This window comes from Arthrobacter sp. zg.Y820 (assembly GCF_030125555.1).
Taxonomy (GTDB): Bacteria; Actinomycetota; Actinomycetes; order Actinomycetales; family Micrococcaceae; genus Arthrobacter_B.
The window spans coordinates 187,490-202,713 of the sequence record NZ_JASKLX010000010.1; the positions used below are offsets into that span (position 1 = coordinate 187,490).

Here is a 15,224-nt window from a genome sequence, read left to right on the forward strand (position 1 = left end):
GATGAGTCGCCTGCCCTCCGGCTTTGATGCCGCCCTCGAGCCGGTGCGTTATGCGCTGCGCCGGCAAGCCGAGGCCGAGGCTGCCCGCCGGGCCGGCGACGCCCGACGGCAGGCCGACGAAATCCTGTCCGCGGCCCGGTCCGAGGCGGAGCAGATCCGCGCCACGGCAGCCCAGCAAGGCAGCGAAGCAGCCCATGCGGAAGCTGTCGGCCGGTCGGCGCGGATCCGCAGGGAGGCCCGCCGCACCGTGCTGGCGCAGCAGGAGGCCCTGCGCTCCGACCTGGTTCAGCAGGTGCAGCACCAGGCCCGGGAACTGCGCAGCGATCCGCGCTATCCGCAGATGCTCCGGCGGCTGACCGAGCGGGCGGATGCACTGCTGGGTCCGATGGCCTCCGTGACCGAAAGCTACAAGGGCGGCGTCACAGGGTCTGCCGGATCCCGGCATCTGGACCTCTCCCTGCCCGCCCTGGCCGAACAGGCCCTGGAACGCCACTCCGGGGAGGTGCACCGGTTATGGGACGCAGAGTAGATCCGGGAGGCCGCCCTGGTGCTGGAAAGCGGTCCGATACAGCCGGGGGCAGCTCCGCTCGGGACAGCGGCACCATTACCCGGGTGAGCGGCCCGCTGGTGGAGGTCACCGGCCTGTCCGGACTCTCCATGCTGGAGGTCGTCGCCGTGGGACCGGAGCGGATCTCCGCGCAGGCCGTCTCCATCAACGGCACCGACGCCACACTGCAGGCCTACGAGTACACCGGCGGGCTGAAGACCGGCGACGCCGTGGAGCGCACCGGGCGCCAGCTCTCCGGACTGCTGGGACCAGGGCTGCTGGGCACGGTGTTCGACGGGCTGCTCCGGCCGCTGTCCTCGGCTCCCCTCTGGCTGACCCAGGACCGGATGTCCTCCGCCGAGGATCCTTCGGTGCTGAGCACGTCCTGGGGGTTCACGCCCTCGGTGTCGGTCGGTGACACGGTACGTCCGGGACAGGTCCTCGGCACAGTTCCGGAAGCCGGCACGGTGGAATTCCGGGTCCTGGCGCCGCCGCACATCGGCGGTGAGGTCCAGTGGCTGGCGACCGGCCCGGTCCATCCCCTGGATCCGGTGGCGCGGGTGGGCGGCCTCGAGATTCCGCTGGCACAGCAGTGGCCGGTGCACCGGCCACGCCCCTTCGGCGAGCGCCTGACCGACACCGTTCCGCTGCAGACCGGCCAGCGGGTCCTGGATCTGCTCTTCCCCCTCCCCCGCGGCTCGGCAGCGGCAGTGCCCGGCGGGTTTGGCACCGGCAAGACCCTGACGCTGCAGCAGATCGCCAAGTGGTCCGACGCCGACGTCATTGTCTATGTGGGCTGCGGCGAGCGCGGCAACGAGATGGCCGATGTCCTGGACGGGCTGTCCGGACTGGATGATCCGCGCACCGGAGGCAAGCTGATTGACCGCACCGTGATCATCGCCAACACCTCCAACATGCCGATGATGGCCCGCGAGGCATCCATTGCCACCGGGGTGACAGTGGCCGAGTTCTTCCGCGACATGGGGTATGACGCCGTCGTCATCGCCGACTCGACCTCCCGGTGGGCCGAAGCCCTGCGTGAATTCGCGAACCGCAACGGCGACCTGCCCGCCGAGGAGGGCTACCCCGCCTCCCTGGCCAGTGAGCTGGCCGCCTTCTACGAACGCGCGGCGCGGGTGTGCACCCTGGGCGGGGCAACGGCGTCGGTCACCGTGATCGGCGCGGTCTCCCCTCCCGGCGGCGACATGAGCGAACCGGTCACCACCGACACCCAGCGCTTTGTGCGCTCGCTCTGGGTGCTGGACCGGGATCTGGCCTATTCCCGGCATTATCCGGCCGTCAGCTGGCGCGGCTCCTTCTCCCGCGATGCAGAATCGCTGGGCCGCTGGTTCTCGGCGCACGGCGATCCGTTGTGGGCGCAGCGCCGGGCGTCGGCGTCCCTGCTGCTGTCCGAGGCGGACCGGCTCACTGCCCTGGCGGAGATCATCGGAGCCGCTTCCCTGCCCGGCCATGAACGGATGGTGCTGCTGGGCGGACGGCTGGTGCGCGACGGCGTCCTGCTGCAGAACGCGCTCAGCCCCAATGACGGCTACAGCTCCGCGGAGAAGGGATCAGCGCTGCTGCAGACCGTCCTGGACGTGGTGGACGTCTGCCAGTCACTGGTGGCGCGCGGAGTGCCGCCGGCCGACGTCGAACGCTTCGATTTCACGCCGGTCCTGCGGCTGCGCGAGGACACCGGTCCCACCGACGCCGACGGCGTCCTGGAGCGGGGACGCGAATTCCTGCGTCAGCTGCAGCAGGTGGCCGGCGGCGGGCTTACGGAAGGCAACGACGGTGACCAGTAGCGACAGCACCCCCGGCACGAACCCCCAGGACTCCCCGCCCGGTCCCGGGCCCGCGGGGGGCGTGCCCGGTCCCGTGCCCGCGGGGGGCGTGCCCGCGGTCGGCGTGCCGAAGGTGGGCCACAGTGCGGTCCGCGAGCTGCGCGGGCCCCTGCTCGTCCTCGGCGACGCCGACGGCGTGGGCTGGGACGAGTTTGCCACCGTGGGCGTGGCCGGCCAGCCGGACCGGCACGGACTGGTGCTGGAGGTCGACGGCGATGAAGTCACGCTGCAGGTCCTCGAGGGCACCGACGGAATGTCGCTCGGCGGGATCGAGGTCCGGTTCCAGGGCCGGCCGCTGGCTGTTCCCACCGGCCCGGACTGGCTCGGGCGGGTTTGCAACGGGCGCGGCGAACCGCTCGACGGCGGCCCTCCCATCACTGCCGGAACGACGGCGCCGGTGGGCGGCTGGCCGCTTAACCCCGTCTACCGGGAACCGCCGCAGGATCCGGTCATCACCGGCATCTCAGCCATCGATGCGCTGACCACTCTGGTGCGGGGGCAGAAACTGCCGATCTTCTCGGTTGCCGGCCTGCCGCACCTCACCCTGGCCACGCAGATCGCCGCGCAGGCCACCACGTCCGCGGGCCGGGCGTTCCGGGTGGTGTTTGCGGCGATGGGCATGACCCACGCGGACATCGCCTACATCCGCGACCGGTTGGAGGAACGCTCAGCCGCCGGAGAACTGGTGCTGCTGCTCAACGCCGCCGATGATCCGGTGATCGAACGCATCCTCACCCCGCGCATAGCCCTGACCGTGGCCGAGTCACTGGCCTACGACGAGGGCTCCGATGTTCTGGTGGTGATGTCGGACATGACCAGCTACGCCGAGGCCGTGCGGGAGGTTTCTGCGGCCCGCCGGGAGATTCCCGCCCGCCGCGGATACCCCGGCTACCTCTACAGCGACCTCGCCGGCCTCTATGAACGGTGCGGCCGGGTTCGGGATCGGGAGGGATCGGTGACCATCGTGCCGGTGCTGACCATGCCGGCCGGAGACATTACCCATCCGGTTCCTGATCTGACCGGTTACATCACCGAAGGCCAGGTGGTCCTGGATCCGGACGTCGACGCGCGGAACATCTATCCGCCGGTGGACGTGCTCTCCTCACTGTCACGCCTGATGCGCAGCGGCGCCGGCAAGGGACGCACCCGCGAGGACCACCTGGATGTCGCGGCGCAGATCCTCTCGGCGATGGCCCGCGCCCGCACCGCCGCTGAACTGGCCGAACTGGTCGGCGCGGCAGCACTGAGCGAGACCGACAATGCCTACATCGAGTTCCGCAGCGTCGTGGAGCGGAACCTGCTCAACCAGGGACGTGATGAGCTGCGGACCTTCGACGACACCATGGATCTGGCCTGGCAGGCCCTGTCGCTCCTGCCCCGCCGGGAACTGACCATGCTCTCCGGCGAGTTCCTGGACAGGTATTTGCCCGGGCCCGTCGGTGGAGCGCGGCTGTGAGCGGGTTCCGGTCATGAACAGGTTCCCGAGATGAGCAGGTTCCGGGCATGAGCGCGTTCCGGAGCGGCGGAAGCCGTGCGGACAAAGCCGACGTGGAGCGCCGGCTGGCTACTGCCACGCGCGGAGCGGAACTGCTGGACCGCAAGCAGCGCATCCTGCAGCGTGCGATCGAGGGGCTGCGGGAGAAGGCAGACGCCGCCCGGCGGGCCTGGGATGAGCAGGCAGCGGAGGCCGCGCTGTGGCTGCGGCGGTCCGCCGGCCTGGATGGGGAAGACCGGATCGGGCAGGCCGTGCCGGCCGGTCCGGCCACTGTGCGGGTGCGGTGGGGCGGTGCCATGGGCATCTCCTATCCCGAGGCGGCGGAGTGCGTGCTTCCCGATCCGTCGTCGGTGGGCGGAAGCTCCGCGCTGGCCTACACGGCGGTTTCGCACCGTGCCGCGCTGGAGGCGGCTGTCGCTGCGGCGAGCGCTGAACGGGCTCTGCTGCTGGTTTCCGATGAGCTGGCTGCCACCCGTACCCGGCAGCGCGCCGTGGAGAACCGGTGGATTCCCCTGCTGCAGGAACAGCTGGCGGAGATTGAACGCAGGGTCGCCGAACAGGAACTGGAAGAGAGTCTGCGGCTGCGCTGGGCAGCCGGGCTGATCTAGCCCCACCTCGCGGTGAGCCGGACCCGGGATAGCCGAGCCGTCAGAGCTGAAACGCGGCAGCGCGGATCGGGGAACCGTCCACGCCGGCCAGGCGCAGCGGCAAGGCGGAGAACAGCGGATCGGACCAGGTCACAGCCGCCAGGTTGGTCAGGTTCTCGATGATCCCGCCGCCGGCGCCCAGAAACACGTCATGGAACGGAAGGCTGGGAACGCCGCCGGACCCGGGTGCCGGCGTCGGATCCGGGTTGAGCGTGTCCATCCCGACCAACCGGATGCCGGCGTCGACCAGGCGTTCGGCGATCTCTGCGTCGAAGGAGGGATGCCGGAGGTAGCGGTGCGTGTTGAAGTGCTCGGACCAGCCGGTGGAAAAAAGCACGATGGTCCCGGGCAGCAGCCCCTCGAGTCCGGCCGCCACGTCCTGCCACCGGATCCTGCCCAGCTCGGCGGCGCCGGGGACGGAGACAATCCGGGCCGAGCCCAGCAGATTCTCCAGGGGAAGCTCGTCCACGGCTGCTCCGCCCGGAACCGTGTGCAGCGGGGCATCCAGATGGGTTCCGGTGTGGCTGCCCAGGTGCAGTTCAGCTACTTGGAAGCCGTCCGCCTCAACGGATGCCGCGTTCCGGATGTGCACGGCAGGATCCCCGGGGAACACCTGCATCCCGGAGACAACCGGATGGCTGAGGTCAACCGCCTGCATGTTCGGCCGTCCCGGAAGCGTCCACTGCCTCGCTCAGATGCCGGGACACCGGCGAACCGGCAACCACCCGCCCCGCCGCCGCGGACCAGCCCCAGTAGACGGCGAAACTGATCACGAAGGTCGGAATGGTGGCTCCGACCGGGCTGGTGACGGCATAGGTCAGCAGCAGCGAGATTGCTGCGCCCAGCAGCCAGGTCGTCAGGGCCGGAAGATTGAAGCCGCTGCGGAACCAGTAACGGCCGCCCCGGGCCCGGAGGATATCGGTGCCGTAGGAGCGCTTGTTGACCAGGTAGTAGTCGGCGATCATCACGGCGAAGACGGGGATGAACAGGGAGCCGATCACGGTCAGGAACGAGGTAAAGCTGTCCAGCAGCCCCAGCCAGGTGGATCCGAGGACCGAGACGGCGCCCAGCACCAGGGCCGTGGGCAGGAACCGGATTTTCCGCGACGGAACCATGTTCACCACGGACGAGACCATGCCGTAGACGACCATCGTGTTGGTGGCCATGACGGAGAGGAAAATGACGATGGCCAGCGGAACACCAAAGATGCCGACAATCAGGGTCGGCTCGAAGCCCACGGCCTCCCCGCCGTCGAGCACCACGTAGCCGATGGCGGTGGCGCCCAGGACCATTGCCAGGACGGTGGAAAGCACGTACCCGGTCGCCGAGCCCACCACGCCGGCGGTCTGCGTTCTGGCCAGCCGGTTGAATTCGGCCGAGAGCACCGTCCAGGAAATGGCGGTGGAAATGACGACGTCGAGCACCGTGATTGCCGACCAGCCGGCGGCGGTATCCACCGGGATGGCGGCGAAGTCAGCCACCGGGAAGGTCGTGAAGGAAACGGTGAAGATGTATCCCATGATCGCCAGGATCACCAGTGCCAGCCGGGGCTCCACCCGGGCAATGCCCTTGTGGCCGAAGATGGCCAGGGCTACGACCAGCAGCTGGCAGAGAACGGAAAACAGCACGGGGTTGGAGAATCCGGTGGCGCGCTCCACCAGGAAGTTCACGGTGACGCCGGCAAGCATCGCCTGCACCCAGCTCCAGCCCATCAGGATCACAACGTTTGCGGCCACGGCCACAAAGGACCCGCGCAGCCCGAACGCACCCTTGGTCAGGGACATGGTGGGCAGGCCGGTCCGGGTGCCCATGTTGCCGATCAGGACCAGGACGGCACCGCCGATCACGGTTCCCAGCACGATCATGCCCACTGCGGTGGTCCAGGTGACGCCCGGAACGAACAGGGTGCCGGTCAGCAGGGTGGTGACCACCAGGTTGGCGGCCAGCCAGATCATGCCGATCCGGCCCGTGCCCAGGGTTCCGCGGATGGGGCCGTAGCCCTCAGCGTTTCCATCGAGCCGGCGGGACAGCCGGGACCACGCCGATGAGCCCGTACCGGTGGCAGCCGTGGTGGTCCGGCCGGTGCCGGGTGCAGTTGAGGTCATGGTGTTTCCCCGGACTCTAGGCGGTGCCGGCGGCAGCCGGGCTGGACGAAAGGTGCTCATGAACTGCCAGGATCCGGCCGTCAATGCGGGCGAAGACGATGGTCTCCCGCTCGTTGGTGACCTCCTCGACGCCTCCGGTGCTCGTGGTGGTGCGCACGGTGTGGCTGAAGACCGCACTGCTGCCGAACAGCTGGACGCGCGCGTCGGTGCTTTCGCAGCCGGTCACGGACCAGTCCCCCGCCAGCCAGCTCTTCCAGAGAGCCTCGTACTCGGCCCGGGATTCCAGGCGCCGGTCTTCGGTGTGGAAGACGAAGGACGCCTCCGGCGCGAAGGCTGCGAAGTAGGCGTCGGTGTCCGTGCGGGCGAAGGCGCCGACGAGGTTCTGCACGGCGGCGGTTACCTCGTGCTCGGCCAGCGGGGCGGCCTGGTGCTGGGGGTTCATGGGAGTCTCTCTGTATCTCTGTTCTCAAGATCTCTGTTCTCAACGCGCGACAGCCTTTCGGCACACCTTGGAGAAACAAATGATGCTTATTGGAAAACAAGTAACGGCAGACACCAGTGTTGAGTGACTGCCGTCACTTGTCAACCGGGACAGGTCCGCAGGGCGTTGCGGCCGGCCGCGCCGCGTCACGGCGGGCGGCCGCCGCCACACACACGCCGCCACACGCACCGCCAGACGGTCTGGCGGCCGGACCGCCGGCCGCCAGATCCCCGGACCGCTACAGCCGGAACCCCTCGTCGAGCCGCTCGATGATGGTCACGTTGGCCTGGCCGCCGCCCTCGCACATGGTCTGCAGGCCGTAGCGGCCGCCCGTGCGCTCGAGCTCGTGCAGCAGCGTGGTCATGATCCTGGCGCCGGTGGCGCCAATGGGATGCCCGAGCGAAATGCCGCCGCCGTTGACGTTCACCTTGTCCATGTCGACATCGAGCTCCCGCTGCCACGCCAGCACCACGGAGGCGAAGGCTTCGTTGATTTCCAGCAGGTCGATCTGGTCCAGGCTCATGCCGGCGCGGCCCAGGGCGTGACGTGTCGCTTCGATGGGAGCGCTGAGCATCATGATCGGATCGTCGCCGCGGGCGGAGATGGAATGGATCCGCGCCCGGGGCTTGAGCCCGTAGCGGCGCACCGCGTCCTCGGAGGCGAGCAGCAGCACGGCGGCAGCGTCCGAAATCTGCGAGGACGTGGCAGCAGTGAGCCGTCCGCCTTCGGAGAGCGGCGCCAGGGACTCGATCTTGGCGCGGTTCGGTTCCCGGGGGCCTTCGTCGGCGCTAATGCCGTTCAGCGGAAGAATTTCGCGGTCAAAGCGGCCGTCGGCCTGGGCGGCGAGCGCCCGGACGTGGGATTCGACGGCGAAGTCCTCCATTTCGCCGCGGGTCAGCCCCCACTTGTCCACCATCATTTCGGCGCCGATGAACTGGGAGACTTTCTGGTCTCCGTAGCGTTCCGCCCACCCGGTGGATCCGGTGAAGGGATCGGGAAAGCCCAGTTCCCGGGCAGCGGAGTTCGCAAAACTGATCGGAATGGAGGACATGCTCTGCACCCCGCCGGCCAGGACCAGGTCGCTGGTGCCGCTCATGACGGCCTGCGCCGCATAGGACACGGCCTGCTGGCCGGATCCGCACTGGCGTTCCACGGTGGTCCCGGGCACGCGCTCGGAGAGTCCGGCGGCCAGCCAGGCGGTGCGGGCAATGTCCATGGCCTGCGGTCCCACCTGGTCGATGGCGCCGAGAATGACCTCGTCGAATTCCGCGGAATCGATCCCGGTGCGCCGGACCGTCTCCGCAATCACGTGCGCGGCCATGTCGGCCGGATGGATCTTGCTCAGTCCGCCGTTGCGCCGCCCGACGGGCGTGCGCACTGCGTCAATGATGAATGCTTCAGCCATGGGAACAGGCCTTTCGTCGATGGAAGGCGTAGCAGGGCGCCCGGGGCCACCGTGCCGCTGGGAACTCCTGCTCTGATTGTGTCGAAAACCACACTAAACGATGACGACGACGCCGGCACCAGACCGCCGGTATGCGTCGCTGGACGCCTGGAGTCGGCGTCAGGGATCCGGTTTCCGGGCCGCGGGTCTGCCGTGGTGGATCCTTCCGTCCTAGGCTGAGCTCATGACAACGAACTTTGGTGATTCCTTGCCCATGAAGCCGGGAGACTTGTGGGCCGCTACGGGGAAGCCCGTGACAGGCTTTGGTGGGGGCCGATATCGGCTGACGGAGGATTACCTGTACTGCGAGGCTGGTGGCTTGAAAACCGAAGCCCAGCAGGTGCCTACCCGAGAAATTGTCGATGTTGATTTGCGTCAGTCGCTGACTCAGAAGGCACGTGGCGTGGGGTCGCTGCTAGTACATGTGGTGCGTCAGGATGGGACGCGGGAGACAGTCCAAATCGTTGATATTCCGAACTTTCGGGACGGTGTAGAAACCATCAACCGTGTTGCCGAGCAGGCGCGGCTGCGGTTCTCTCAAGAGCAGCGGACTCAGCACGTAAATTATGCGGGACAGATGCCGCTGACATCTGTCCCTGCCGCGACGGCCGGAGGCCCTTTAGCGGAGTTGCGCCAGGTAGCAGGGCTTCATGATCGCGGAGTGCTGGATGATGTGACCTTCATCGCCGAGGTAAAGCGCCTGTTGAGCTAATCGCACACAGGAGCGCTAATAACTCAACGCATTTCGCCGTCGTGGGTCACCCTCATGCAGGACAACTGGCGGGGCAGGCCTTCCCTGACTGAAAGCCGCAGAGGTGCCGGCGCAGCCGCCGGTTGTGCGAGGCCCGGGAACGTGATTGCACCGTCCGAAGAGCATGCGCCGACCGGCTAGAATGGAAAGGCTGTCATTGCTGACAGCACAGCCGCGAGTGCCCAGCCCGGCGGCCGCATCCCACCACATGTGAAAGCAGCGGAGTGTCCTTACAGGTTTCCCCCACCGTCAGCGCCACCAACAGTCCGGCCGGCAAGGCGACTGCGGCAATTGCCCGCGAGTCCTCCCGCCGCCGCACCTTTGCGGTGATTTCACACCCCGACGCCGGTAAGTCCACGCTCACCGAAGCCCTGGCCCTGCATGCCCGCGTCATCGGCACGGCCGGTGCCACGAACGGCAAGGAAAACCGCCGCGAGACGGTCTCCGACTGGATGCAGATGGAAAAGGACCGCGGCATCTCGATCAGCTCCACAGCCCTGCAGTTCGCCTACCGGGACACTGTCATCAACCTGCTGGACACTCCGGGCCACGCCGACTTCTCCGAGGACACCTACCGGGTTCTCGCCGCCGTCGACTGCGCCGTGATGCTCGTGGACGCCGCCAAGGGCCTGGAAACCCAGACCATGAAGCTCTTCGAGGTCTGCCGCGCCCGGAACCTGCCCATCATCACCGTGATCAACAAGTGGGACCGCCCGGGCCTGGACCCGCTGGCCCTGATGGATGAGATCACCGAACGCACCGGTCTGACCCCCATGCCGCTGACCTGGGCCGTGGGCATCGCCGGAGACTTCCGCGGCGTCTGGGACCTGAAGAAGGACGAGTACGTCCGCTTCGAACGGCAGAACTCCGGCGCCTCGCTGGCCAAGGAAGACCATTTCACGCCCGAGGAGGCCCTCGCCGCCGAAGGTGAAGTCTGGGAAGACTCCCTCGGCGAGGCCGAGCTGGTCATCGACGGCCGCGAGTTTGACCGCGACGCGTTCCTCAACGCCAAGGCCACCCCGATCCTGTTCTCCTCCGCAGCCCTGAACTTCGGCGTGAAGCAGATCCTGGACGCCCTGGTGGATCTGGCCCCGGCGGCCGGACCGCGCGAAGACAAGGACGGCGAGCTGCGTCCCGTGGACGCACCGTTCTCCGGATTCGTGTTCAAGGTCCAGGCCGGCATGAACAAGGCGCACCGCGACCACGTGGCCTTCATCCGCGTCTGCTCCGGCATCTTCGAGCGCGGCATGGTCGTTACCCACTCGAACACCGGCAAGACCTTTGCCACCAAATACGCCCAGCACCTGTTTGGCCGCGAACGCGAGGTCATCGACCAGGCCTGGCCCGGCGACGTCGTCGGACTGGTAAACGCCTCGGCCCTGCGCGTGGGCGACAGCCTCTTCGTGGAGCAGCCGGTGGAGTTTCCGCCGATTCCGTTCTTCAGCCCGGAGCACTTCCGCGTCGCCCGGTCCAAGGATCCCAGCCGTTACAAGCAGTTCCGCCGCGGCATCGACCAGCTCGAGCACGAGGGCATCATCCAGGTGCTGCGCTCGGACCGGCGCGGAGACCAGGCGCCGGTGCTCGCCGCCGTCGGCCCCATGCAGTTCGAGGTGGTTGAGGACCGCATGACGCAGGACTTCAACGCCCCCATGCGCTATGAGCAGCTCTCCTACTCGCTGGCCCGGCTGACGACGCCGGACGCGGCTGAGATCCTGGCCAACGTGCACGGCGCCGAGGTCCTGCAGCGCACCGACGGCGCGTATTTGGCACTGTTCAACGACATCTGGGCGCTCAAGCGGGTGCAGAAAAACCACCCCGAGGTGTCGCTGACCGTGATTGGCACCGAGTCCCCCAACAGCCGCGGGTACTAGGCTCCCTGTCCACCCCGCAGCCAGGGAAATTCCAGTACGGCTGTAGATTTGGCACCATGACTAAGCCCGTTGGACAACTCGCGTCCATTTCCCTCGATTGCCCGGACACCGACCTCCTGGCGGTTTTCTACTCCGGCCTTCTGGGACTCAAAGAGGCCTTCGCAACCCCGGACCGCGGCGTCGTCGCCTTGGCAGGCGCCGGTCCGATGCTCACTCTGATGCGCGTCAATCAGTACGTTGCACCAGCGTGGCCGGAGGGCCCTCAGCAGCAGCAGCTTCACCTGGATATTGCTGTGGAGGAACTGGACTTAGCAGCTGATGCCGCAATCGCCCTCGGCGCGAAACCTGCCGGACACCAGCCGGCGCCCGAACGATGGCGCGTCATGCTCGACCCCGCGGGGCACCCGTTCTGCCTAACCGCCGTCCGTCCGGACTGACCCGGACCCAAGGTCCATCGAGTGTCGAATCCACTGGCAACGGCGGCCGAATCTATTCTCAGCATCAAAGCCGAACTCGACTTTCGCACCGCCGCACGGGAGTTTCCGGATGCCGCGTTCCGCCGGTTCGGGCAGGTGTCCGCCACTCGGCTTCCGGTCCTGCCGGACGCCGCGCCGTACAACAAAGCACGCGGCCTGAGCCTTGATGATCGGTGCCGGCTTGATGACATCACCGCCTTCTACGCGGAGACCGGCCAGCGCCCCCGCCTGGAAGTGTGGGCCGGGGATGATTGTGCTGAGCTGCAGGCCTGCCTCAGCGGAAACGGGCTGGCACCCGCCGCCGTCGCCGTCACCCTGCATGCCCGCCCGTGCAGGACGGCGCCCGGCCTGCCGCCAGGAGTACGGGTCGCCGAGGTCGACCGGGACGACCAAAATTACCTCGACGTCCTCAGCCGTGGATATTCGATGGAATCGGCCAGCGCCGAGGCCCGCCGGGTCTTCGGAATCGAGCACAGCACCCCGGGGCTGCGGCGCTACCTTGCCACCGTCGACGGCGAACCCGCAGCTGCCGCCGCATTGTTCAGTCACGGCAACCTCAGCCTGTTCGTCGGCGCCGCCACGCTGCCGGCCTTTCGACGCCGCGGCTGCCAGTCCGCGCTCATCCACCGCCGTTTGGCCGATGCGTCGGAGACCAGCGACCTCACCGTCGCCACTGCCACTGTGGGATCAGCCAGCAGCGGCAATCTTGAGCGTCATGGCTTCGCCGTGACACATCTGCGCACCCTCTGGTTCTAAGCCAGCGGCCACGGGCACCGCTACGCTGAGACGCATGGGGATTATGGGTGTCTTACTAATAGCGTCGGGGATGGCAGTTTCGTGGGCGGCCGAAGCGACAGCCCGGGGCAAGCTCGGCATGAACTCCTTTGTGGGAATCCGGGTGGGGTACGTGACGCATTCACCCGAAGCTTGGCTTGCCGGGCACCGGGCCGCCAGGTGGCCCACTCATACGGCGGCGGGAATCTTCGCCGCATGCGGCATCCTGCTTCTGGTCATGGATGCCTCCGACGCAATGGGTGCGTGGATCACCATCGGCGCATCGCTGGGCGTTCTGGGCACGGTGATCGCTGCTGCAGTCCGCGCGAGCCGTGCCGCTGAACTGGTTGTCGTTCAAAACGCAGACCGTCAGGGGTAGTCGCCCAGAATCCAGGCGCCGATCCGTTTGTGCAGGTCAGCGATCTGCTGGGCGGACCTAGCAGGCGTTACGGTCGGCACCGCGACCGGTTCATTGAGCATAAGACTTGCTAATGACTTGTGTGATTCACAGTAAGCGTTAGTTTTTCGTTAGTAGGCTCGATCGCATCACAACACAGCCGCTCCCTGACCTTCGCGGAGCGGCCTCCCTGGAAGGTCGCAGTCATGTCTCCCCACACGCTCCCCTCGATGTCCCGCACCGGCTTTGCGCCGGTTGCCGCGGGCACCAACCCTGTGGATTCTGAAGCCTGGCAGGCACTGAAACAGGCCGCCACCGACCTGCAGGCGCTGCAGAACCAGAACGGTTCAGTCGACGCGGAAAACCGCAGCGCCGCTGAGGAGCTGATCGGCACCCTGACCGCCGCCGTCGATGCCCTGGCCCCCTCCTTCGAGCACGACGCCGAATACCTCCGCCTCGTGGTCCGGGACTTTGACCGCTGGGCAGCCGACGGCCTGGGCGAACCCGATTTCCTGGACTCCCTGCTGGCGTTTTCCCCGCAGCTGGACCGCACAGACGGGCTGCGGCACCTGGTGCTCTTCCCCATGTACACGCAGAACGGCTCCACGAACCGCTATGTGGAAGCCGTGCTGATCGAAGTTGTCTGGCCGGAATTCATCGGCGAGCTGGAAGCCGGCGAGTACTCCAACAAGCTCTTCGTGCCGATCCGGTTCCTGGACTTCACCCCCGGCTATGACACCAACTCGGCGGTGCTCTTCCCCGAATCGGTTGCCGTCCGCGAAACACCCACCTTCACCTGGGGCGCCATCTTCGCCGACCGCGAGGCCGCCCGTTTCCGCCGGGTCCTGCGCGCCGCCGCCGAGATCACCTCGCTGCAGCTGCCCGAGGACGCCGCGGCACTGCTGGACGACCAGAAGCTGACCCAGGACACCTTTGTCATGTGGGACCTGATCCACGACCGCACCCACATGCGCGGAGACCTTCCCTTCGATCCGTTCATGATCAAGCAGCGCATGCCGTACTTCCTCTACTCCCTGGAGGAACTGCGCTGCGACCTCACCGCCTTCCGGGAAGCCGTGAAGATCGAAAAAGACGAGGATGCTTCCCCCGAAGCCCGCAAACATGCCACGCTGGTGCAGTACGCGGTGATCTTTGACCGGATCTTCCGGTTCGCCATTACCGGCAGCCGGGTGCGCAACTACGACGGCCTCGGCGGACAGCTCCTGTTCGCCTGGATGCATCAGAACCACGTCCTGCACTGGACCGACGGCAAGCTGAGCATCGACTGGGAAGACGCGGCCGACGTCGTCGTTCGCCTGGGTGCCAACATCGAGGACCTGTACTGGCGTTCCATTGACCGGCCGAAGACTGCCCACTGGTTTGCCGCCTATGAGCTGGTGGCCGCCACGCTGACCCCGAACCCGGCGTCCGTCTGGGCCAAGGGGCCGGAGGCGCTGCCGCTGGACGGACCGCCGCGCGGGCTGACGGACCAGGTGCTGGACGACGAATTTCCGCTGTCCATGTTCTATGAGGCACTGTCCAAGAAGATGGGCCCGGTCATCGAGTCCACGTCGGGAATCACAGGGAGTTCGAAGTAGATGAGCACTGAGCCGGCCGCGCGGTCCTCGGAAGCACCCCTGTCCGTCCGCGGACGCACCGTCCTGGTGGCCGGGGCCGGCTCCGCGTCCGGCGCCGCCGTCTGCAGGGCGCTGGAGGCGGCCGGGGCGAAGGTCGTGGCGGTGGGACGCGACGCGGCCCGGCTGGAAACCACTCTCGCGAACCTGCTCGACGCCGATCTGCGCACCTGCGACCTCTCAAACCCCGGCGACGTCGATGCGCTCTCGCAGGACATGCGGGAGACCTACGGCGGAATCGACGGGCTGATCCATCTGGTGGGGGGCTGGCGCGGCGGCGGCGGCATCACCGGTCAGAATGACGACGACTGGGATTTCCTGGAAACCAACATTCTGCGCACCCTGCGCAACGCCAGCCGCAGCTTTTATGACCAGCTCGCAGCGTCCGACGACGGCCGGCTGGCCATCGTCTCCTCCACCGCGGTGGACTCCCCCACCGCCGGCGGTGCAGGCTATGCCGCAGCCAAGGCCGGGGCGGAGGCCTGGGTGCAGGCCATCGCGCAGGGCTTCCGCCGCGCGCAGTCCGGCGCCAAGGCGGACCCGCAGCCCCAGCGCTCGGCCGCCGTCGTCCTCGTGGTCAAGGCGCTGGTGGACGATTCCATGCGCGCCGCCGAACCGGACCGGAATTTCAGCACCTACACCGACGTGCAGGTGCTGGCGGACGCCGTCGTCGGGCTGTTCAGCCAGGACGCCGCGCAGCTGAACGGACAGCGCATTTCCTTGATGCCCAACGCCTGAGCCGCGCGCCCTGCGCGTGC

General features: G+C 67.5%; 15 protein-coding genes. 11 read left to right on the forward strand and 4 right to left on the reverse strand.

Annotated elements, in window-relative coordinates; translation table 11 throughout:
• The first annotated feature begins 1 nt into the window (after position 1).
• The 4 genes from QNN99_RS12930 to QNN99_RS12945 are packed head-to-tail and all read left to right on the forward strand — an operon-like array spanning position 2 to position 4,494.
• Positions 2–529 carry a hypothetical protein gene (locus QNN99_RS12930; protein ID WP_229966867.1) on the forward strand — a complete coding sequence of 176 codons (528 nt, stop codon included), beginning with the start codon at positions 2–4 and terminating at the stop codon, positions 527–529.
• Positions 514–2,352, forward strand: coding sequence for a V-type ATP synthase subunit A (locus QNN99_RS12935; protein WP_231712866.1), 1,839 nt, complete (start codon positions 514–516; stop codon positions 2,350–2,352). Before QNN99_RS12930 ends, QNN99_RS12935 begins: the two co-directional genes overlap by 16 nt.
• On the forward strand, positions 2,342–3,847 hold the full coding sequence (locus tag QNN99_RS12940; RefSeq protein ID WP_229966869.1) for a V-type ATP synthase subunit B: 1,506 nt from the start codon (positions 2,342–2,344) through the stop codon (positions 3,845–3,847). Before QNN99_RS12935 ends, QNN99_RS12940 begins: the two co-directional genes overlap by 11 nt.
• Positions 3,848–3,894: 47 nt before the next feature.
• Positions 3,895–4,494, forward strand: coding sequence for a V-type ATP synthase subunit D (locus QNN99_RS12945; RefSeq protein WP_229966870.1), 600 nt, complete (start codon positions 3,895–3,897; stop codon positions 4,492–4,494).
• A gap of 40 nt (positions 4,495–4,534) precedes the next feature.
• Here the strand turns inward: QNN99_RS12945 and QNN99_RS12950 are convergent, their stop codons facing one another.
• From QNN99_RS12950 to QNN99_RS12965, 4 genes are all read right to left on the reverse strand, one after another.
• Positions 4,535–5,191, reverse strand: a complete 657-nt coding sequence (locus QNN99_RS12950; RefSeq protein WP_229966871.1) for a cyclase family protein — start codon at positions 5,189–5,191, stop codon at positions 4,535–4,537.
• Positions 5,178–6,638, reverse strand: coding sequence for a purine-cytosine permease family protein (locus QNN99_RS12955; RefSeq protein WP_229966872.1), 1,461 nt, complete (start codon positions 6,636–6,638; stop codon positions 5,178–5,180). Before QNN99_RS12955 ends, QNN99_RS12950 begins: the two co-directional genes overlap by 14 nt.
• Before the next feature lie 16 nt (positions 6,639–6,654).
• A complete protein-coding gene (locus tag QNN99_RS12960; RefSeq protein WP_229966873.1) occupies positions 6,655–7,080 on the reverse strand; it encodes a YybH family protein in 426 nt (141 codons plus the stop codon).
• A 277-nt stretch (positions 7,081–7,357) separates the two neighbouring features.
• Positions 7,358–8,524, reverse strand: coding sequence for an acetyl-CoA C-acetyltransferase (locus QNN99_RS12965; RefSeq protein WP_229966874.1), 1,167 nt, complete (start codon positions 8,522–8,524; stop codon positions 7,358–7,360).
• Positions 8,525–8,747: 223 nt separating this feature from the next.
• On the opposite strand from QNN99_RS12965, the gene QNN99_RS12970 reads away from it, so the two are divergent.
• The 7 genes from QNN99_RS12970 (at position 8,748) to QNN99_RS13000 (ending at position 15,204) form a co-directional block, all read left to right on the forward strand.
• Positions 8,748–9,275, forward strand: coding sequence for a PH domain-containing protein (locus tag QNN99_RS12970; protein WP_229966875.1), 528 nt, complete (start codon positions 8,748–8,750; stop codon positions 9,273–9,275).
• Between the two features lie 329 nt (positions 9,276–9,604).
• A complete protein-coding gene (locus QNN99_RS12975) occupies positions 9,605–11,185 on the forward strand; it encodes a peptide chain release factor 3 (RefSeq protein ID WP_229966998.1) in 1,581 nt (526 codons plus the stop codon).
• Between the two features lie 56 nt (positions 11,186–11,241).
• The gene (locus QNN99_RS12980; protein ID WP_229966876.1) at positions 11,242–11,622 is read left to right on the forward strand and encodes a VOC family protein; all 381 of its coding nucleotides are present in this window, start codon (positions 11,242–11,244) and stop codon (positions 11,620–11,622) included.
• Positions 11,623–11,643: 21 nt separating this feature from the next.
• Positions 11,644–12,417 (forward strand): GNAT family N-acetyltransferase, encoded by a 774-nt coding sequence (locus tag QNN99_RS12985; RefSeq protein WP_229966877.1) that lies wholly within the window; start codon positions 11,644–11,646, stop codon positions 12,415–12,417.
• Between the two features lie 70 nt (positions 12,418–12,487).
• On the forward strand, positions 12,488–12,814 hold the full coding sequence (locus tag QNN99_RS12990) for an SdpI family protein (protein WP_229966878.1): 327 nt from the start codon (positions 12,488–12,490) through the stop codon (positions 12,812–12,814).
• 248 nt (positions 12,815–13,062) lie between these two features.
• Positions 13,063–14,430, forward strand: coding sequence for a DUF6421 family protein (locus QNN99_RS12995; RefSeq protein WP_229966999.1), 1,368 nt, complete (start codon positions 13,063–13,065; stop codon positions 14,428–14,430).
• A complete protein-coding gene (locus tag QNN99_RS13000) occupies positions 14,431–15,204 on the forward strand; it encodes an SDR family NAD(P)-dependent oxidoreductase (RefSeq protein ID WP_229966879.1) in 774 nt (257 codons plus the stop codon).
• Positions 15,205–15,224: the final 20 nt, after the last annotated feature.

What these genes read in the sequence shown, in the direction of transcription:
- QNN99_RS12995 (WP_229966999.1), top strand. Translation starts at nt 13,063, where the DNA reads ATGTCCCGCACCGGCTTTGCGCCGGTTGCCGCGGGCACCAACCCTGTG.
- QNN99_RS12935 (WP_231712866.1), top strand. Translation starts at nt 514, where the DNA reads ATGGGACGCAGAGTAGATCCGGGAGGCCGCCCTGGTGCTGGAAAGCGG.
- QNN99_RS12990 (WP_229966878.1), top strand. Translation starts at nt 12,488, where the DNA reads ATGGCAGTTTCGTGGGCGGCCGAAGCGACAGCCCGGGGCAAGCTCGGC.
- QNN99_RS12980 (WP_229966876.1), top strand. Translation starts at nt 11,242, where the DNA reads ATGACTAAGCCCGTTGGACAACTCGCGTCCATTTCCCTCGATTGCCCG.
- QNN99_RS12945 (WP_229966870.1), top strand. Translation starts at nt 3,895, where the DNA reads ATGAGCGCGTTCCGGAGCGGCGGAAGCCGTGCGGACAAAGCCGACGTG.
- QNN99_RS12950 (WP_229966871.1), bottom strand. Translation starts at nt 5,191, where the DNA reads ATGCAGGCGGTTGACCTCAGCCATCCGGTTGTCTCCGGGATGCAGGTG.
- QNN99_RS12960 (WP_229966873.1), bottom strand. Translation starts at nt 7,080, where the DNA reads ATGAACCCCCAGCACCAGGCCGCCCCGCTGGCCGAGCACGAGGTAACC.
- QNN99_RS12970 (WP_229966875.1), top strand. Translation starts at nt 8,748, where the DNA reads ATGACAACGAACTTTGGTGATTCCTTGCCCATGAAGCCGGGAGACTTG.
- QNN99_RS12955 (WP_229966872.1), bottom strand. Translation starts at nt 6,638, where the DNA reads ATGACCTCAACTGCACCCGGCACCGGCCGGACCACCACGGCTGCCACC.
- QNN99_RS12965 (WP_229966874.1), bottom strand. Translation starts at nt 8,524, where the DNA reads ATGGCTGAAGCATTCATCATTGACGCAGTGCGCACGCCCGTCGGGCGG.
- QNN99_RS13000 (WP_229966879.1), top strand. Translation starts at nt 14,431, where the DNA reads ATGAGCACTGAGCCGGCCGCGCGGTCCTCGGAAGCACCCCTGTCCGTC.
- QNN99_RS12930 (WP_229966867.1), top strand. Translation starts at nt 2, where the DNA reads ATGAGTCGCCTGCCCTCCGGCTTTGATGCCGCCCTCGAGCCGGTGCGT.